The sequence below is a fragment of the Pseudomonas sp. St290 genome, assembly GCF_018325805.1.
GTDB lineage: Bacteria > Pseudomonadota > Gammaproteobacteria > Pseudomonadales > Pseudomonadaceae > Aquipseudomonas > Aquipseudomonas bijieensis.
The window spans coordinates 4801839-4820104 of record NZ_AP014703.1; the positions used below are offsets into that span (position 1 = coordinate 4801839).

20 protein-coding genes and 1 tRNA gene are annotated in these 18266 nt (G+C 57.9%); 10 read left to right on the plus strand and 11 right to left on the minus strand.

Annotated features, from left to right (window positions below):
* Nucleotides 1–52: 52 nt before the first annotated feature.
* Complete coding sequence (locus PBDP_RS20750) at nt 53–1216, minus strand: PDZ domain-containing protein (protein WP_116833122.1); 1164 nt, start codon at nt 1214–1216, stop codon at nt 53–55.
* Nucleotides 1217–1358: 142 nt separating this feature from the next.
* Here PBDP_RS20750 and PBDP_RS20755 point away from each other — a divergent pair, with 142 nt between their 5' ends.
* A complete protein-coding gene (locus tag PBDP_RS20755) occupies nt 1359–2528 on the plus strand; it encodes a S1C family serine protease (RefSeq protein WP_212801260.1) in 1170 nt (389 codons plus the stop codon).
* A gap of 34 nt (nt 2529–2562) precedes the next feature.
* Here PBDP_RS20755 and PBDP_RS20760 read toward each other — a convergent pair whose 3' ends face one another.
* The gene (locus tag PBDP_RS20760) at nt 2563–3123 is read right to left on the minus strand and encodes a GNAT family N-acetyltransferase (protein ID WP_109754290.1); all 561 of its coding nucleotides are present in this window, start codon (nt 3121–3123) and stop codon (nt 2563–2565) included.
* 253 nt (nt 3124–3376) lie between these two features.
* On the opposite strand from PBDP_RS20760, the gene PBDP_RS20765 reads away from it, so the two are divergent.
* On the plus strand, nt 3377–4345 hold the full coding sequence (locus PBDP_RS20765; RefSeq protein ID WP_109754291.1) for a DMT family transporter: 969 nt from the start codon (nt 3377–3379) through the stop codon (nt 4343–4345).
* Nucleotides 4346–4361: 16 nt separating this feature from the next.
* On the opposite strand, the gene PBDP_RS20770 is transcribed toward PBDP_RS20765, so the two are convergent.
* Together PBDP_RS20770 and PBDP_RS20775 are read right to left on the minus strand one after the other, a co-directional pair.
* Entirely contained in the window at nt 4362–5000 is a 639-nt protein-coding gene (locus PBDP_RS20770) for a helix-turn-helix domain-containing protein (RefSeq protein WP_109754292.1), read from the minus strand.
* Nucleotides 4997–5329 (minus strand): type II toxin-antitoxin system HigB family toxin, encoded by a 333-nt coding sequence (locus PBDP_RS20775; RefSeq protein ID WP_109754293.1) that lies wholly within the window; start codon nt 5327–5329, stop codon nt 4997–4999. The genes PBDP_RS20770 and PBDP_RS20775 overlap by 4 nt, the downstream gene beginning before the upstream one ends.
* Before the next feature lie 155 nt (nt 5330–5484).
* Here PBDP_RS20775 and PBDP_RS20780 point away from each other — a divergent pair, with 155 nt between their 5' ends.
* A complete protein-coding gene (locus PBDP_RS20780; protein WP_109754294.1) occupies nt 5485–5835 on the plus strand; it encodes a DUF7079 family protein in 351 nt (116 codons plus the stop codon).
* A 43-nt stretch (nt 5836–5878) separates the two neighbouring features.
* Here the strand turns inward: PBDP_RS20780 and PBDP_RS20785 are convergent, their stop codons facing one another.
* The 4 genes from PBDP_RS20785 to PBDP_RS20800 all read right to left on the minus strand — a co-directional run bounded on the left by PBDP_RS20785 (nt 5879) and on the right by PBDP_RS20800 (nt 9810).
* On the minus strand, nt 5879–6835 hold the full coding sequence (locus PBDP_RS20785; RefSeq protein ID WP_163857509.1) for a 2-hydroxyacid dehydrogenase: 957 nt from the start codon (nt 6833–6835) through the stop codon (nt 5879–5881).
* Nucleotides 6836–6866: 31 nt separating this feature from the next.
* The gene (locus PBDP_RS20790; protein ID WP_212801261.1) at nt 6867–7625 is read right to left on the minus strand and encodes an SDR family oxidoreductase; all 759 of its coding nucleotides are present in this window, start codon (nt 7623–7625) and stop codon (nt 6867–6869) included.
* Nucleotides 7626–7666: 41 nt separating this feature from the next.
* A complete protein-coding gene (locus tag PBDP_RS20795; RefSeq protein WP_109754297.1) occupies nt 7667–8359 on the minus strand; it encodes a fumarylacetoacetate hydrolase family protein in 693 nt (230 codons plus the stop codon).
* A gap of 101 nt (nt 8360–8460) precedes the next feature.
* Entirely contained in the window at nt 8461–9810 is a 1350-nt protein-coding gene (locus PBDP_RS20800) for an MFS transporter (RefSeq protein WP_109754298.1), read from the minus strand.
* A gap of 572 nt (nt 9811–10382) precedes the next feature.
* Here PBDP_RS20800 and PBDP_RS20805 point away from each other — a divergent pair.
* From PBDP_RS20805 to PBDP_RS20815, 3 genes are all read left to right on the plus strand, one after another.
* A complete protein-coding gene (locus PBDP_RS20805; RefSeq protein ID WP_109754299.1) occupies nt 10383–11318 on the plus strand; it encodes a helix-turn-helix transcriptional regulator in 936 nt (311 codons plus the stop codon).
* 75 nt (nt 11319–11393) lie between these two features.
* Nucleotides 11394–11870: a GNAT family N-acetyltransferase gene (locus PBDP_RS20810; RefSeq protein WP_212801262.1), complete on the plus strand. Its 477-nt coding sequence runs from the start codon at nt 11394–11396 to the stop codon at nt 11868–11870.
* Nucleotides 11871–12040: 170 nt separating this feature from the next.
* A complete protein-coding gene (locus PBDP_RS20815; protein WP_212802528.1) occupies nt 12041–12856 on the plus strand; it encodes a DUF1206 domain-containing protein in 816 nt (271 codons plus the stop codon).
* 6 nt (nt 12857–12862) lie between these two features.
* On the opposite strand, the gene PBDP_RS20820 is transcribed toward PBDP_RS20815, so the two are convergent.
* Nucleotides 12863–13342 carry a nuclear transport factor 2 family protein gene (locus PBDP_RS20820; protein WP_249411815.1) on the minus strand — a complete coding sequence of 160 codons (480 nt, stop codon included), beginning with the start codon at nt 13340–13342 and terminating at the stop codon, nt 12863–12865.
* A 147-nt stretch (nt 13343–13489) separates the two neighbouring features.
* The gene (locus PBDP_RS20825; RefSeq protein WP_212802529.1) at nt 13490–14470 is read right to left on the minus strand and encodes a helix-turn-helix domain-containing protein; all 981 of its coding nucleotides are present in this window, start codon (nt 14468–14470) and stop codon (nt 13490–13492) included.
* Between the two features lie 256 nt (nt 14471–14726).
* Here PBDP_RS20825 and PBDP_RS20830 point away from each other — a divergent pair, with 256 nt between their 5' ends.
* Nucleotides 14727–15533, plus strand: a complete 807-nt coding sequence (locus PBDP_RS20830) for an SDR family NAD(P)-dependent oxidoreductase (protein ID WP_109754304.1) — start codon at nt 14727–14729, stop codon at nt 15531–15533.
* A gap of 26 nt (nt 15534–15559) precedes the next feature.
* On the plus strand, nt 15560–15856 hold the full coding sequence (locus PBDP_RS20835) for a YciI family protein (protein WP_116833130.1): 297 nt from the start codon (nt 15560–15562) through the stop codon (nt 15854–15856).
* A gap of 103 nt (nt 15857–15959) precedes the next feature.
* On the opposite strand, the gene PBDP_RS20840 is transcribed toward PBDP_RS20835, so the two are convergent.
* Nucleotides 15960–16049, minus strand: a tRNA-Ser gene (locus tag PBDP_RS20840).
* Nucleotides 16050–16356: 307 nt separating this feature from the next.
* On the opposite strand from PBDP_RS20840, the gene PBDP_RS20845 reads away from it, so the two are divergent.
* Nucleotides 16357–17046 (plus strand): crotonase/enoyl-CoA hydratase family protein, encoded by a 690-nt coding sequence (locus PBDP_RS20845; protein WP_109754346.1) that lies wholly within the window; start codon nt 16357–16359, stop codon nt 17044–17046.
* A 375-nt stretch (nt 17047–17421) separates the two neighbouring features.
* Nucleotides 17422–18144, plus strand: coding sequence for a 1-acylglycerol-3-phosphate O-acyltransferase (locus PBDP_RS20850; protein WP_109754347.1), 723 nt, complete (start codon nt 17422–17424; stop codon nt 18142–18144).
* Nucleotides 18145–18266 lie beyond the last annotated feature (122 nt).

The following is an 18266-nucleotide window of genomic DNA, read 5'->3' on the forward strand; positions in this document are numbered from 1 at the left end:
GCACTCCAGCGCTTCAAACCGTCCGATCATAACCGCAGAGAACGATTACAGCTCAAGGCCAATCAACAAGCACCGCTTTCGGATCCCCCTGGCGCATCTGGGCCAGTTCAGCATCTGCCTTGGCTTGTGTCGCATGGCAGAACTCGAAAGCGTTCTGTGTCTTGCCGGTCGGTCCCTTGGCCTCGGCCATGCAAACAACAGCGCCGGGGGCACAAACGGCACTGTTGAGTTTGAAATCCCCCCAAACGCCGGGCTGTTCCTGCTTCACTTTGGCGATATAGCTTTTGAGTGAGGGTTGCATGTCGCTCGTCACTCCGGCGATCAATTTGACCGGGCTGACGGCAGCGCCGTACGTATGCTGGGTGGTCAGCACGGCAGTGCAATACATTGCATTCGCCGGGATCGCAGCCGCTACACCGTTCGCCATCACCGTTGGGGTCATCGAGACTTGAGTGCCGCCAGGCCCCACCAGAACCGGAACGACGCTAAACGCGTTGTTTCGCCATACTTTCAGACTCACCCGCGAGCCAATTGACGCTTTTGCAACGGCTACCCTGAAATCGATTGAATCGGCGATAGGCCGATCATCAACTGCCACGATCACGTCCTGAGGCACTATCCCGGCCTGTTGAGCACCACTACCCGGAACGGTCGCCAACACAACAACACCGGCAGGTGGCTGCGCCAAAGCCATGGCCCGCTTCGGATCGATGGTATCGATGCTGGCGCCGATCTTACCGCGAGGTAAATTGGCAAGCTGGCAACCCTTCTCAAGCCATACCTGGCTGGCCGCTTCTTTTCGAGCCGTGGCGACCTGCTTCATGATCGGCTCAGCGCTTGCCTGGTACATCGGCACCTCGCTGAGGGACATTTCGATGTACTCACAGGACTTGGAGCGATACCGGTCAGGTGTTTCCCGGGTCACCAGTTTTTGCAGGTCAATGGGCGGCAGGCCTTGGGGCACGGCGACCGTGGAAGTCGCGGGAGAGACGCTGGCAGAGTCCGCAGTCGCGACCGAAGAGACCACGTAGGCGCCGGCCGCCAGGCCTACGGCACTGGTCATTACGCTGGTGTCGACGCCACCCGGCATGGGAAGCAGCATCGCACCGACCACTGCGGCCTCACCGAGCCCACCATCAGAGGCACAGCCCGTCAGGCCAGTGAAAGACAGTACAACGGCGAGCCTGGCGCTTGATTTGAAGGCGGTAGCAAACATTTCGCTTCTCGGTGCTTGATTCGAATGGATCGTGCCGCATCATGGCAAAGTGCCTTTAAGTTGTATATCGAATGCACGTTTGCCCGGATGTCACTCGCCTCAATCACCACGACAGCACAGTGCCTGGTTGAGGTTGGACAGAATGATGGCCAAAGAGTACCTTGCCTGGACCTGCCTAAACGTCACGACCTCAGAGAAGCCCATGTCGACAAAATGCCTTGCCGGAATGCTGGTGCTCCTCCCTCTCCTGGCGTCTTGCGTCAACCCCATGTACAGCGCCGCCGAGCGAGCCGAAACAGCGGAATACCTGCGCAAGGTCAGAGACCCGGCGACCTACTACGCCATGGATTGTGAAACGTTCCTGGCTACCAAACGGGGTTGGGAACAACATCCCAACATGGCGGCCGACCCCGTCAACCTGGTGATCCAACAGGTCGCCACACAACGCGACTGTTCCGCTGGCAGCGTCCCTGCGCCCAGTGCTGTTGCGGTGGCGCCAACGCCCGTGACGTCAGCGGCAATGCCCGTACCGATGTCTAATCAGTCGGGTGTATTGGGCCTGCACATCACCCCTGTGACACCAACGGTGGCTCGGCAATTCGGCTTAGCCGCGGTTAGCGGCGTCTTGGTCTTGGGGCCAGTGCCAGGAAGCGGCGCTGAAAAAGCAGGCATGTTGGCCGGCGATATCGTTTTGCAAATTGCCGGGACCTCGGTCAATAGCCCGGCCGAACTGACCGCTGTCGCCAGCCGTATTCGACCTGGTTTCACAGCGCCGCTGAAGGTATGGCGTTACCGGGCCCCCATCGACGTGCTGGTGGAAATAGGCGACTCATCGGGCTTGGCCCCCTCGGTGGCGCCTGCGGCTGTCGCTGCGCCGACGCGTCCCTTGGCCACTGCCGTCACTTCCCCGGCGAGCAATAGCGCAGCAAATATTTCGTTCTGTTTTGCCCTGTTCGAGGCCAGGCAAGTCCAGGGACTGAGCGACTATCCATCAAGAGGCCTCATCACCCCCGTCTGGCAAGGCCCGGCACTGACCGGCACACCGGCTCGCCTGGCCATGCCAGAGTTCCAGGCATTCACCCGGGCCCAAGGCTACGACGTGAAAATGCAACCGATGTTCTGCCAACCCATCGGCGCCAGCGAGCAGTGCCAGGCGATGGGATCGGAGAGTTTCATGCTGACCACTCGCAGTTTTACCGCGATGGTCAATTGCACTGAAACCTTGCAGGACGTAGAAACAACGCGCGGTCTACTGCTCAAACAGTGGCCTTATCTGCAGACCACCGCGTGGCGTCCCTTGGCGGGTCAGTAACCACCTCGAGGGGATGCTCTGGGCGACGTGGGAATCAGGTGTTCGATAAAGCTTTCGCTTTAAGCCATCCCTCACGCGTCATTTCCCAAACTTCCTTGAGCAATGTCCCACAGACAAAGTCCCCCTGCTGCGTCCCGATCATGCGCATGCCTTCGCGCTCCGAAATCCTGCGCGAAGCATCATTGCCCACCGCCTTGGGGACCTGCATGACGGGACGCTCCAGCGTTTCAAACCAATAGGCGTTGATCGTCTCGCACGCTTCGCTCATGTAGCCTTTCCCCTGCCATTGCGGCGCCAGCCAGAAACCCCGGTTGTTGCCGGGCTGGTCGTACAGGCTGATGCTGCCGATGCTCTGTGCCGGATTTTCGGCAAGACGGATCATCCAATGCCACTCGCGTCCGGCTGCAATCGCGCGGAGCGCATGGTCGCGCACGTACGTCAACGCACCGTCATCCGGGTAAGGCCAGGGCACGCGGCTATCCAGGTAACGGACCACTTCCCAGTGTGGAAATAACCGTTGAATCGCCGGCGCATCCGTCAGTTCAAGTGGGGTGAGGATGAGGCGGTGGGTTTGGAACGTGGGGATGGCTTCCAAGATGAATTCCTTTTCTAACGTTTTACGTCCAGGGGAACTTCCCTATCGAAATTACTCGTCGACCTGCAGAACGGATGTCGGAAAAACCAGGTTGCACATCCAATCATGTCACTTCGCGGCCTACACTGGATGCGCTCAGCCCCATTGAACCGCATAAGGACATCACCTTGCGACAACTTACCCTCAGCGACAAAAAACTCCGAGGTACCCCCTTTAAAGTCGACGTTCATTGGTGGTTTGACGGGGAATCCGCGTGACAGTGAAGCCCCACTCAAACCTCATCGCCGGATTGGCCCTCGCAGTCGTCGCGACGCTGAGCTGGGCGTTGAACTTCATTGCGCCCTACGTCACCGGCGCCTACACGATCTATGACTTGATGATCGTCCGGTTCCTGATCGCCGGCACGCTGGGGCTGGGTGTCGTGCTGCTCTATCGCGCCCAACTTCGGCTCCTGCGCCGCGATCAAGTGCTTCTGGCCGCCGGCCTGGGCGTGATCGGCTACCTTGGCTATAGCGCCTGCATCGCCGCCGGCATCATCTTCGGCGGGCCGGTGCTGACCCCAGCCTTCATTGGAATGGTGCCGGTCTTGCTGGCACTGCTGGGCAACGCCACGACCAAGACCCTCCAATGGCGAAAGCTGGCGATCCCACTGGTTTTCTTGACGGTTGGTTTGCTGCTATCGAATCTCGGCGCCATCCATCAACCCGTTGCAAGCGATGGCTCGTGGCTGATGGGCTTGTTGTTTTCAATCGGTGCCGTGCTCCTGTGGCTCGCCTTCAGTTGGTTGAACCAGCGCGCCCTGCTAACGCTGCCACCCCACGCGGCAGGCGCATGGACGGGCCTGATGATGGCTGGCGCCGGAATCGGTACCTTGTGCTTGTTACCGGCGGTACAAACGCTCGACCTGCTCAAACTGCCGAGCCTGGGTTTTGGTGTCTCCGTTGCGGGGGATTTATATCTCTGGGGTTTCGTGATTGCGCTGATGTCATCCGTTGTCGGGGCCTGGGCCTGGAACGCCGCGTCCCGGCGTTTGCCCATGGTGCTTTCCGGACAATTGATCGCCCTGGAGTCGCTGTTCGCGACGCTACTTGGCTTGTGGTTTCATGGTCGGCTGCCGACACTTCTGGAGATGTCAGGTCTTGCGGCTGTGCTTGTGGGAGTGATCATGGGGGTGCGGATCATCCTCAATTCCCGTGGATCGACAAGCGACCCTGCCCCTTGATCAGCAGACGATTGCCCTACTCCTTGTCTGGCTCTTTGACTGTCTTTCTGCGGGCCTTCGAAGCCATCACTTTGTATTCACCGGCGCCGGCCTCTTCCACTGAATGTGCAACCATGGAGTCACTGCGAAAACGGTCATACGTTGAGGTTTTCCTGACGGGAAGACGAACAGTTTCGATATGAGCCGCCTCTGCCGGGCCTGCGGTCAAGAAAGCACTCGGCTCCATCGCAAACCGCTCTGCCAGCGCGTACGCCATCTTGTGGCTGATAGGCCGATCGCCATTGAGGACCTTGGACACTGCCGTCTTATCGCCGATTTCAGGGAGGTCTGAACCCGTGAGCCCGTGCGTCTCCATCAGATCCTTGATCAATTGCACAGGCGTGCAGGTCGCCTCAAAAGCAGCATTCGATTCGCGAAACTGGTCGGAGTCGCGCTGGTAGGCCAGGATTTCATCCTCGAGTTCAACGAGAACTCTCTCCTCGGTCTTGCTCAGTTCGCGCCCGTCGGTGAGCTCATCGAGCAAATCGGTCGCACGCTCATAGTCGGCAGGGGTCTTGATGCCATGCACAAACTCACCGCGCAGGCGATCCAGTACGGCGTGTAGTTCGCCAAGCGTTGCGATCACGGTTTGAAAGTCGTTCCGGGCTGCGCTCATCGTCTTACCCCTTTGTTTCTTGCATACCAGACATTGGCAACGTCGTAATCGGCATGCGTGTAGATGTGTTTGACGTAGAACTTCTGCCGGGCGTAGTTGACTCCGCCTATCACCCTGAGGTTATTGCCACCTACGTCGATCACCACCCAATTCATTACGGCTCTGGGCTTGAACAAGTCGACACCGTGCGTACCGAAAAGCTTTTGCAGGTCCGCGAACGCCTTGGGGCGAGCCATCTTCAAAATGCGCAGGCAACGATCAAGCCCGGCCTTGTCGTTTGGGTACAAAATCGCAGCGTCGTCAAAACGTGATGGCGTGAGTATATCCATGGGCGTCCTTGTCTTTGAGCCGATGGTACTCTGGTTGTGTTTTTTCACAACTACGGTTTATTGGCGGCAACTGGACTCATACTGTGGCAAGCAGGCGATTGGGCCGGCAGCATTGGGCCATACGGGTTATCACCTACACATCCCGAGACAAAAACATGAACCCTGTCGACCCGACCCGCCTGAAAATCTGGCAAGCCCTTTCATCGCTCTTCCTGGATACCGAGATCGACGAGTTGACCTACGATTACATCGCTCGCGTGGTCGTTGAAACCGATTATTCGCCAAAGGAAATCCACAGCATCCTGTGGAATGAAGTATTCCCGGTGCTCGAAGCCAACCTCAGGTCCGTTGCGGGTGAGTGGGCGGGATGGACGGATGAGTGGCTGCTGGAGCACCTCAGTGCAAGCGATGGGATTGAGCCCAGGAAAGGCCGCGGCAGCATTGCCAAGGAGATTGTCAGGTGTTGGAGCCAGGTCGCGACGCGGCTCCCACCCGGATATGACTGACGCGATGCATCGCCCCTTCAAGCTTCCCTGAAGAGGCACCCGTTCAACCCGTCACACACCCCAACGGCACCTTCCCGGCAAAACTATCCACCAGACTCGCCACCACCATCTCCCCCATCCGCGTGCGGGTCTGCAACGTCGCACTCGCGCGGTGGGGTTGCAGCACCACCTGTTCATTACCAAACAATGCCTCAGGCACATGCGGCTCATCGACAAACACATCCAGCGCCGCACCGGCGATTTCCCCGGCGGTCAGCGCCACCACCAGGTCGGCCTCGTTAACCAGTTTGCCGCGGGCCACGTTGATCAGGTAGCCGCCCTTGCCCAGCGCTTGCAGCACCTCGGCATCGATGATGGCTTCAGCCTTGTCGGCAGCCGCCGCGAGGATCAGGGCGTCGCTGTCGCGGGCCAGTTGCTTGAGGTCGGCGACGTAGGTGTGGTTCACGTCGCTCATGGGCTGCAGGTCGGTGTAGCTGATCGGGCAACCGAACGCGGCGGCGCGGGTTGCCACGGCGCGACCGACCCGACCCATGCCGACAATGCCGATGCGCATGCCGGATACTTGGCGGGCCAATGGCAGTGGGGCCAATGGCGTCGGGCTCTGGGGCCATTGGCCGGAGCGCACGTAGCGATCACTGGTGCAGAGGCCGCGGCACACGGCAATCAATAAGCCGATGGCCAGGTCGGCAACGTCTTCGGTCAGCGCGCCAATGGTGGCGGTCACGCGGATTCCGCGATCCCTGGCGTAGGCCAGGTCAACGGCATCGGTACCGACGCCGTTGACCGCCACCACTTCCAGCTTGGGCAGTTGTGCCATGAGCGCCTGGCTGATGCCGGTGTGCCCGCCAGTGATCACGCCACGAATATTGGCACCGTGCTCTTGTAGATAGGCTTGTTTGTCGGCCTGTTCGAAATAGCGTCGTATCGTGAACAGCTCGCTGAGCCGGGCGTTGATTTCAGGGATCAGGATCGGGCTGAGCTGTAGGACTTCTGGCTTCATAAAAACCTCGTGCAGCGAATAAAAAACCGGCTCAACCGCGACCGGCAAACGGCATGGCCGTGGCCATGACTGTCATGTTCAAAACGTTGGCCGACAACGGCAGGCCGGCGATGTAGCGCACCGCGTCGGCCACGTGCTTGACGTCCACCATCGGCTCCACCGCGATGGTGCCGTTGGCCTGGCGTACGCCTTTGGTCATGCGCACCGACATTTCGGTGAGGGCGTTGCCGATGTCGATCTGGCTGCAGGCAATGTTGTATTCACGCCCGTCCAGGGCCAGGGATTTGGTCAGCCCCAGCACTGCGTGTTTACTGGCGGTGTAGGCACTGCTGAATGGCCGCGGAGTGTGGGCCGAAATCGAACCGTTGTTGATGATCCGTCCACCCTGGGGCTGTTGTCGGCGCATCAGGCCGAAGGCGCCACGGGCGCAGAGGAAGACACCGTTGAGGTTGGTGTCGATCACGTTTCGCCACTGCTCGAACGTCAGCTCATCCAGCGGCACGGCAGGCGCGTTGACCCCGGCGTTGTTGAACACCACGTCGAGGCGTCCGTAGACCTCGGCGATGGTTGCAAACAACCCATCGACACCGGCCGGATCACGCACATCGGTGGGCACCGCCAAGGCTTCGCGGCCCTGGCTGGCCGCCAATTCGGCCAATGCTTGCAACGGTTCTGGACGGCGGCCGGCCAATACCAGCGTGTAGCCGTCTTCCATCAGGCCCAGGGCCACCGCACGGCCAATCCCGCTGCCGGCACCGGTCACCAAGGCCACTTTCAATGTGTTGGACATGTGGGTTCTCCCCTCTCGAAATCAGTAAGACAAACGCGGACTCAAGGTCGCGGACCAACGCGCATTTCCAGTTGACCGATGCCGTCGATGCCGGCGCTGATGACATCGCCCGGCTGTAGCACATCGACGCCGGCCGGGCTGCCGGTCATGATCAGGTCGCCGGCCCGCAGCGCCACCGACTGGGAGATGCGGGCGATGACTTCACTGACCGACCAGATCTGACTATCGAGGCTGTCGCGCTGGCGCTCTTCGCCGTTCACGTTCAGCCACAACTCGCCTTCGGGGTGCCCCGCCCGCGAGACCGGCACGATGGCGGTCATTGGCGCGGCGCCGTCGAACACCTTGGCGCCCTCCCACGGCAAACCGTTGCGCTTGGCCATGCGCTGGACGTCACGCCGGGTCAGATCCAGGCCGGCGGCATAACCCCAGACATAGGCCAGCGCCTGGCTTTCCGGGATATGAGCGCCGCCCTCGCCGATGGCCACGACCAGTTCGATTTCGTGGACAAACTCCTCGGTCACCGATGGAAACGCCACTTCGCCGACCGCCTCCACCACGCTGCTGGCAGGTTTCATGAAAAACACCGGTGGCACCCGGGACTCACCCTGGGTATCAGGCCAAGGGTAGTTGCGACCGACGCAAAAGACCCGGCCGACGGGAAAACGCTGTTGGGTGCCGACAACCGGCAAGGTCACTGGCAGGTCCGGGGTAAAGACATACTCGAGCATGTTCATCCTGATAAAAGTCCTGTTGGAAGCGTCAGCGTACGGCGGCAATCCGTGGCGAAGTTGGAGGAATGCCGCCTCGTGTTGGAGAAAAACGGTTTTTTCCGGGTTCAGCGCGCCTTGAGCTCAATGCGATACAAGCGGCCGAGCAGCAACGAATAGGACAAGGTGCCGACCAGCGCCACACCGCCGATGAACCAGAAGGCCAAGGCAAATGAACCGGTCTTGTGGACGATTGCGCCAATCACGATGGGGGTGACGATGCCGCCGATGTTGGCCGCCAGGCTGGTGATCCCGCCGGTCAGTCCGATCAGTTCCTTGGGCGCCACTTCCGACACCGCCGCCCACGAGGACGAAGCGATGCCCTGGGCAAAGAAGGCAATTGTCAGCACGGCGATGCAGATCACGTTGGAATCGGTGAAATTCACCAGCACGATGGACATACCCAGCATCGAGCCGACCACCAGCGGCAACTTGCGGGCAAAAGACAGCGAATAGCCGCGACGGATCAGCAGGTCGGAGACGATCCCGGCGAGCAGGATGCCCACCGTCGCGCCCACGAACGGCAGCACGGCGAAGATCCCGGCCTTGATCATGGTCAGTTGACGCTCTTCGATCAGGTACGTGGGGAACCAGGTGAGAAAGAAGTACAGCGCCGACGTGCTGGCGAACTTACCGATGCAAATCGCCCAGACCTGCCGATAGCTGAACAGCTCGGCGATCTGCCGCCAGTTGAACCGCGTGCGCTCTTGACTGCTCTTGACCAGCCCGCCCCCGGCTTCGATGTACTTGAGTTCTTCCTTGCTGACTTTCTTGCAGTTCAACGGGTCGCGATACAGGAACAGCCAGGCCACACCGAAAACGATGCCGAGTGCGCCGGTGCTGTAGAACACATGGCGCCAGTCGTAGGTGGTCGCCAACCAAAGCAGCGCGCCGGTAAACAGCGCCGTGCCCAGGTACTGGCCGCAGACGTAAATGCTGCTGGCCAGGCCCCGCTCACGCGCCGGGAACCACACCGTGACCGCACGGCTGTTGGCCGGGAACGCCGGCGCTTCCATCGCGCCGACCGCCAGGCGCAGGCCGAACAGCGAAGCGAACCCCGTGGCCAAGCCTTGGCACACGGTAACGGTGGACCAACTGATCAGCGATACCCCGTAGGTGAAGCGAGAACCAAAGCGATCGGCGATGAACCCGGCGGGCACCAGCGCAATGGCGTAGGTCCAGGCAAATGCAGAAAAAATCAGGCCCATTTCGATCTTGTCCAGGCCCAGGTCCTTGGCGAGGAATGGTGCGGCAATCGAGATGTTTACCCGGTCGATGTAGTTGATGATCGTTGCGATCAGCAGCAACGACAGCATGAACCAACGCCGACGCGATGGCAGCCGCTGCGGCACTATGGCGTCCCGGGCGCCGGCAATCACCGGCGCGGCGGTGGCCTGGGAGGTGTGGGAATTCGACATGAAAAACCTCGTTATTGTTAGAAGAGTCGAAATGTCTACGAGCAGCCGAAGCCATTGCCCTCGATGCCGGGGCAAAACAATCGCTACTGGAATGAGAGGCGTGGACAGCCGATGTCAGATGTTCGAAAACGCTCTGCAACAGGATCTGTCGAGGGAGGTGCCGGGAGGATCAGCGAGGAATCGAAATAGCTTCATGATGTGCGCACCTTTGGATTTGTTTTTGGATAAGGTCGGGTTGCGTGGCCTCAACAGTGGTCGTACAACCATCCAAAATCAACCAAGGCGTTAGATCATTTTTCCCCGTAAAAACAGCGTCGGAGGAACCTGTCCAAAAAAATCAAATCTGCTGTTTTTTTCATCCTCTTTTTAAATTAAATCTAACCATATGTTTTTAAAGAAAAAACTATAGATCCAGTGGCTTATCGTTTTTGGACAGCCGCCCTTCTCCCTCAGGACTGCGAAAATTCACTCACAGCGCCTCATCATCGTATAAGTTCTTGAAAGTCGGCCAGATGCACCGTCACAATCCGCTTCATAGTCGTCGCCATGCACCTGTAGAGGATTCCCAGGAGATGTCAACACCGAGCCGAGTCCCTACCTACGTCATGCAGCAACGCAGCGAATTGACGGACTTCTACATCCGCGACAAAAAGGGCCGGCGCGCCGAAACCAGCCCCCATCGCCACGAGTACTTCCAGATCCAGATCAACCTCGGCGGCGACACCGTGCAGCACATTGGTAACGTCGAGCGCCCGTTTCCACGCAACACCCTGGCCTTCATCCTGCCCCACCGCGTGCATGTGATCCCGCACCCGGCCGAGAGCAATTTCATGGTGATCAATTTTTCCCAGACCTTTCTTCTGCCGCATTTGCAGTGCGACCCAATGGACCTGGAAGAAGTCTCGATTCTGCTGGCGCCCGAACTTTCGCCGTTCCGCTTCCAGGAACACCTGGACTTCATTCTGAGCGATGAGGACTTCGCCAAAGTCTGCGCCCTGATCGAACAGATGCGAGTACTGGACGAGAACCGCCAGTTCGGCACCCGCGAGATGCTCAAGGGCTTGTTGCTGCAATTGATCGGCAGCGTCTGCGCCTTGTACGCCGAGCCGCTCAAGCGCCTGGCCGAAGAGAACGCCGCCGAAGTCAGCCGGCGCGATGCCCTGGGCCGGATGTCCGAATACCTGCGCAAGAACATCGCCGACCCCGACCTCAACCTGATCAAGGTGGCAGCGGCGACGTACTTGTCCCCCACATACCTGACTCACTGGCTGCGCAAGGAAATCGGCAAGACCTTCACCGAGCTGGTACTTGAACGTCGAATGCACGCGGCGCGCAATTACCTGCTCAACGGCACGCGCCCGGTGGGTGAAGTGGCGAGGTTGTGCGGGTTTGCCGACGAAGCTTACTTCTCCCGGCGCTTTCGCCAGATACATGGCCAGCCGCCGGGGCAGTTCAGGCGCCAGCAACTGAATCCGGACAGTCCGCAGTTGCCGTTGAACAATGGCTAGCTGCATTCCACGCCATGAACCGGCATCGTCAGGTTATCTATACTGGCTTCCCGGACGAAAAACAGAGCGTGAATAATGCCCCACAAACCCAATCAAAACGCTCCCGTCATTTTGGTCCCTGCTCAACAAAGCGACGCGGACGCTCTGGTGAGTGTTCGAATCGAGGCCATGCGCGAAAGTCTGGAGCGTGTGGGGCGATTTGATCCAATACGCGCACGCGAGCGGTTCCTTAGTGGTTTCGAACCTCGCAACACGCGCCACATAGAGGTGTCGGGAGAGAGGGTTGGATTCGTTGTGGTCAAGCATCACAACAATGAGCTTTTGCTTGACCACTTGTATGTGAAACCAGATTCGCAAGGGTCAGGAACAGGCTCTGCTGTCCTCGACCATATTTTCAAGGAAGCGGATGCGGCCGCGCTCCCGATAAGGGTTGGCGCCCTTAAAGAAAGCGCTTCGAATCGCTTTTATATCCGCCACGGTTTCCAATTCGTCGAAAGCAGTGAGTTCGACAATTATTATGTTCGGCAGAGCGTTAGTGAAACCTCTGGGTGAGTGGCGTTTGAGTTCAGAAAAGACTAGCCATTTCCGGTTTTTATTCCTGGATCAAGCGTCGCTTTTGGGTTGCGCTGTGTGGAAAAGCGAACGGCTCCATGGAAATGCCAATAGAACCCCGCACAACGCCATAGGTCTGCTCCTGTATGACCTATCCGGAATTCAAGCCTATGTCCCCCCACCAAAGCCTGGTTTTACTTGCGCGCGGCGGTTATGCCGCTCGAGGCGTTATTTACCTGATCATCGGCATCTTCGCCTTGCTGGCGGCGCAAGACTCGAGCAAATCGAAGGACAGCCACCGCAGCCTGGAAGTATTGTTAAGCCAGCCATTCGGCCACGCTTTAGTCGGCCTGGTGGTGATGGGTCTACTTGCCTTCGCCGGATGGCGGGTGTTGCAGGCAACCCGTGATGTCGATCATCACGGTAAAGAACCCAAAGGCTTGGTGATTCGGGCAGGCTTGTTGGCGGGAGGTTTGATCAACGGCGCATTGGCATTTTTTGCGTTGGGTTTGCTGATCAGCGGCCTCAAAAGCTCAGGCGGCTCAGGCGGCGATCAAACCCAGGACCTACTGGCGCGCCTGTTGTCCTGGGATCACTCGAATGTGCTGATTTACCTCATTGCACTGATACCGCTTGGCGTCGGCATTGCTCACATCATCAAGGGTTGGAAGGCGTCGTTCGAGAAGTACTTCGAAGCTGACGAGGACGTCATGCGCTATGTACGCCCGGTGTCGCGCTTCGGGCTGATCGCCCGCGGGGTCGTCTTCATTGAAATCGCCCTGCTGCTGATCATCAGCGGCTCGACTTATAAAGCCATGGACCCACCCGGCATGAAAGACGCCCTCGATGCACTGCAAAACCTGCCGGCCGGTGGCGTGGTTTTAATGGTCATGGCGTTGGGGCTGATCGCGTTTTCGGTCTACAGCTTTTCCGAAGCGGCCTGGCGCAAGATAAACATGGATGTGCCTGGAATGTCGGGAACATAGCGTTATTTATTGCCGAACAGGTTTTACACGACGCAAAAGATCGTCCAGTACGTAGGTATCCAGAAAGGCTGTTACTTCAGTGACCCGGCCATCCTTGAAAGTCATGTGCCAGAGGTAAGTGTTGTTGTAGGGCTTTTGATCAAGGGCCGTGGCCTTACCGTTCCATAGAACGACCACGACATCGTCCTCGGCAATGATGCTTTGGACGGTGGGAGAGATAGGGCTGGCCAGCCGAGCGCTGATCGGCTTAACGGCCCGCTCCATTAAATCGGTCTTGCTGTTATATACAGCAGACACCGGGCTTGATCCGGCAACAGTCCATACAGCGTCAGGCGCCAGCAGATCGAACACAGTGCTTTTGCCTTGTTGCCAGTTCGTGAAGGCTTGGCGCACCTGATGTGCATTGGCGTCTTGTGTCATTGTTTCCGACGCGTTAACTGTGTTGATCGAAAGTAACAAACACAGTGCGGCAGCCTGAAGACGCATCGCCGAACTCATCCATATAGTCATGATCTTCTCTCACGCCCGTTGATAGGAATCTCTTCAAAAGAACCTTAACGGCTTGCGCCCAGAAGTCCGTGCTCAATACTGCTGCGGGGTTGCCTGATACTGTTTGGCGGTGCTCCAGCCAATTCAGCGCAAATGGTCAGTCATATCGGATCTCGCCATTCGTGGTGTTTTTCCAGTCCACGATTGAAAGGCCCTGGCAAAAGAATTGGAGTCTTCAAAACCCAAGAGGAAGGAGATCTCCGCGCTCGACATCGCCGTGGTACGCAGATAGTGATGTGCCAAAGAATCACGCAGTGCATCCAGTGTCTGCTGAAATGTCGTTCCCTCCTCCTGCAACCTGCGCTGGAGAGTGCGGGTACTGACCCCGAGTTTTCGGCTGACGGCCTGCATCGAGACTTCGCCCGCAGGTAACGTTTCAAGCAACGTGCTGCGCACCCGATCGACCATGCCAGAAGTCCTATCCAAGTCGGACAACCGTTGCCGTAGACTGGGCTCGAAAAACAACCACATCTTGTGGTTTTCCGTCAGGAAAGGCCGCTCGACGTCTGTGGTAGCGAATACTACGGTGGCCAACGGTGTGTTCATCACCGGCACGCCGAAGTAGGCGTGATACGCGTGGGACTTCAATTCAGGGGTTGGCGGCGATGGCCAACTCACTTGCAATGGTTGTACAGGACTGCGCGTTGCCAACCTTGCCAGTTGGACAAAGAAAACCAGTTTGAACGCCAAAAACACGCTCGGCGCCGGCTCCGTGGAATCCAGAAACTCCATCGTCACTGTCGTGTGCGCGCTGGTCCGCACGACCCGGATAGCCATGGGCGCAATCAACCTTACGTACTTGGCGATGCGATCCAGAGCACCGGCCATATTGGTGCTACACAGTGCAGCGAAAAGCTCTGGATCGAACCAGTCGGAAGACATGACATGGGCAATTTGCAACGGCGCTGGCAAGTCCGCATTGACAGTTTGCGCCTCCTCTTCTATCGCTCGCCATAGATTGAAGAAGTTCTTCGAATCCAAGCGCACGTTTTGCCGCGTAAACAAGTCGCCTGGCAGTTGTGCACGTCGCAGGACAGGAGCGGTCGCCAACCCAGCATCCTGCATTAATAACCGCCACCCTGGCCAAACCGAGTAATCCAAAGGTGAGCTGCGCTTGCCATTCATTGGAGTTCCACTTCCCACGCCCAACGTTGAGTTCAAACTGCAAGGGCTCAGTCTAGGTCGCCAATCAAGCCATCACAACGGCGGATGGCGCCAAATAACCTTGGCGTCATTCGCAGTCAGGTTGGCGCGTTAGGCGAGTGCCAATCATCAAGAGAGCAAGCAATCTATGGCCTGATTCAACTCATTAGGCCACAACATGAAAAAGACAATTTTGATCACGGGTGCATCCTCCGGGTTTGGCTTGATGCTTGCGAAAACCCTTCATCAACAAGGCTTCTCTGTCATCGGTACCAGTCGCAACCCGGAAAAATATGCGAGTCACGTTCCATTCAAATTGTTGCGTCTCGACATCGCCGATGACAATTCCATCCAGACGTTCCCTGATGAACTGTTCAAACACACCCAGCACCTCGACGTGTTAGTGAACAATGCCGGCTACATGGTCACAGGGATCGCCGAGGAAACACCCATCGCGGCTGGCAGGCAGCAGTTCGAGACGAATTTCTGGGGTACCGTCAAGATAACGAACACCTTGCTCCCCTATTTCCGTAAGCAAAGAAGTGGTCAAATCATCACGGTCAGCTCAATCGTGGGCTTGATCGGGCCACCTAACCTTTCTTATTACTCAGCCTCAAAACACGCCGTCGAAGGGTATTTTAAATCCCTGCGTTTTGAGCTTGATCAGTTCAACATCAAGGTCAGCATGATCGAGCCGGTCTGGTTTAAAACCAATCTGGGCCACAACGCTTTCGTATCGACTGAAGGCAACATTACAGCCTACGATGCGTACCGAAAAAAAGTGAATGCCGCCACGCAAAAAGGCTTGGACGAGGCAGAAGCACCAGATGCAGTGGTCCATGCCATCACTAAACTTATCCGGGCTAAGGCACCGCAGTTCAGTAATCCGGTAGGAAAGATGAGCCGGATGATTGTATTTCTTCAAACCTACGCGCCGAAGATATTCGAGGGTTCAATATTGAAGAGCGTGACCTCTGCCAAATAACAGCATGGCGATTATAGGAGCCGACAATGAAATACTATCTGTGCAAGTACATCCCGCCACGTGCGGACTTCCTGGCTACCATGACCGCCGATGAGCGTGAATGGATGATGCAGCACGGCACCTACCTGAATGATCTCCTTGAACAGGGATTGGTCGTGGCTCATGGTCCCGTCATGGATGATTCCGGTGGTTACGGTGTCTCGTTGTATGAAATTGCCGACGATCGGGATATCGAGGCGATCACGTCGCAGGATCCTATTGTGAAGCATGGTGTAGGGCATTATGAGCACTACCCTATGCTTCATCTGAAGGCGCGTGGTTGACGAACCTGACGTAGCGGTCCGGGACGCCAAGGCCGAGACAAAATGCACAAGCAACAAAAAACCCCTGAAACTTACGCTTCAGGGGTTTTTAGTACGTCGAATTTGGCGGTGAAGGAGAGATTCGAACTCTCGATACAGTTTCCTGTATACACACTTTCCAGGCGTGCTCCTTAAGCCACTCGGACACTTCACCGTATCTCGGCAAACTGTTCAGTCTGTCGAGGCGCGCTAATGTAGTCGAAAGCTTTTCCGATGGCAAAGGTTTTTTTCAGAATTTTCATGCGGTTAAGGTAGTCAGGCATTTCAAACGCTTCGGAGCATGGCAAATCGGCCAATCTCCGGGTTTGTGTCTGCGCGGCTCTATAGACGAAGGCATGGCCGGTTGGGCAGGCCAGGTTGTTTGCGGGGCCTGGGGCTGACCGGTGAGTCAGTCACGGTGCTTTACCTGGCCTGCGGCGGTGGGTAACGTCGGCGTCACTTCTCTTACAAGGAATAGCGTCATGAGCGACTTGATTGCCTACCATCTCGAAGACGGTATCGCGACCCTGACCTTGAACAACGGCAAGGTCAACGCCATCTCGCCGGATGTGATTGCCGCGTTCAACGCTGCGCTGGACCAGGCGACGGCGGATCGGGCGGTGGTGATCATTACCGGGCAGCCGGGGATTTTGTCCGGTGGTTACGATCTGAAGGTGATGACCGCCGGTCCCAAGGAAGCGGTGAGCCTGGTCACCGCTGGCTCGACGCTGGCCCGTCGCCTGTTGTCGCACCCCTTCCCTGTCGTTGTCGCGTGCCCCGGGCATGCGGTGGCCAAGGGTGCGTTCCTGCTGCTGTCGGCGGACTACCGCATCGGTGTGGAAGGACCGTTCAGCATCGGCCTGAACGAAGTGCAGATCGGCATGACCATGCACCACGCCGGTATCGAGCTGGCCCGTGATCGCCTGCGCAAGTCGGCGTTTCATCGCTCGGTGATCAATGCCGAGATGTTCAACCCGCAGAGCGCGGTGGATGCCGGTTTCCTCGACAAAGTGGTGTCGGCCGAAGAACTGCAGGGCGCAGCCCTGGAAGCGGCGCGTCAGTTGAAGAAAATCAACATGACCGCCCACAAGAACACCAAGCTGAAGGTTCGCAAGGCCCTGCTGGAAACGCTGGACAGTGCGATTTTGCTGGATCAGGAGCATATGGGCTGACGCTCCCTGGTCACTCAAGGCTTACACGGATCACCGTGGCGAGGGAGCTTGCTCCCGCTCGGCTGCGCCGTAGTCGTAAAAAACTGCATGCCGCTTTTTCATGATGCACTGCGGCGTGTGGTTTTGGGGCTGCTGCGCAGCCCAGCGGGAGCAAGCTCCCTCGCCACGGGGTAGTGACCTTCCTTAAACCCTCAGCACTGGGCATTTTTCCTACACGCCCCGTTTAGAAGTCCGCAACCGCTCTAGGCCGCTTCTGTCGCGCCATGTGGAAACATGCGCTTAAACATCGTCCATTCCCTACCTCTATAGGGGCAATTGCCGAAAACAGTGCACATCCGTACACTGCGCCACCTTTTGTCCCGATGGGGCCTGTAGATGCTGTTTGTACTGCGTATGTCGTTGATGGGCCTGCATTTTGTCCTGGCTGGCGTGCTCGGGGTGATTCTGGGCCTGTGCCGGCCGTTCAATCCGGACAACAGCCGTTTATGCGCAAGGTTGTACGCATTGCCGGCGATGTGCATTTTGCGTTTGCGGGTCCGGGCGCAGGTCGACACGCTGGTGGACAAGCCCAACGGCTGCGTCATCATCGCCAACCACCAATCCAACTATGACCTGTTCATGTTCGGCAACGTGGTGCCGCGCCGGACCGTGTGCATCGGCAAGAAGAGCCTGAAATGGGTGCCACTGTTCGGGCAATTGTTCTGGCTGGCGGGCAACGTCTTGATCGACCGCGGCAACGCGATCAAGGCGCGAAAGTCGATGCTGACCACCACCCATACCTTGCAGCATGAGGACACCTCGATCTGGGTTTTCCCGGAAGGCACGCGCAATCTGGGCGAGGACCTGCTGCCGTTCAAGAAAGGCGCATTCCAGATGGCAATAGCCGCCGGGGTGCCGATTATTCCGGTGTGCGTCAGCAGCTACATCAAGCATATGCGCCTCAATCGCTGGCGCAGCGGTGACATCCTCATACGCTCATTGCCGGCAATTCCTACAGCCGGGTTGAGCATGGATGACATGCCCCGGCTCATCGCCCAATGCCGTGAGCAGATGCGCGAGTGCATCGCGACAATGGACCGGCAGTTGCAAGCCGCCTGAATGGAAAACCCGCCTCTCGGCGGGTTTTCTTTTACCGCCGAACTCCGCGGATTTTGCTGACTCTCAAACTACAGGGCGCGTTAAGCTGGACGCTCCCTGTCACTGCCATTTTCCAATAAGAA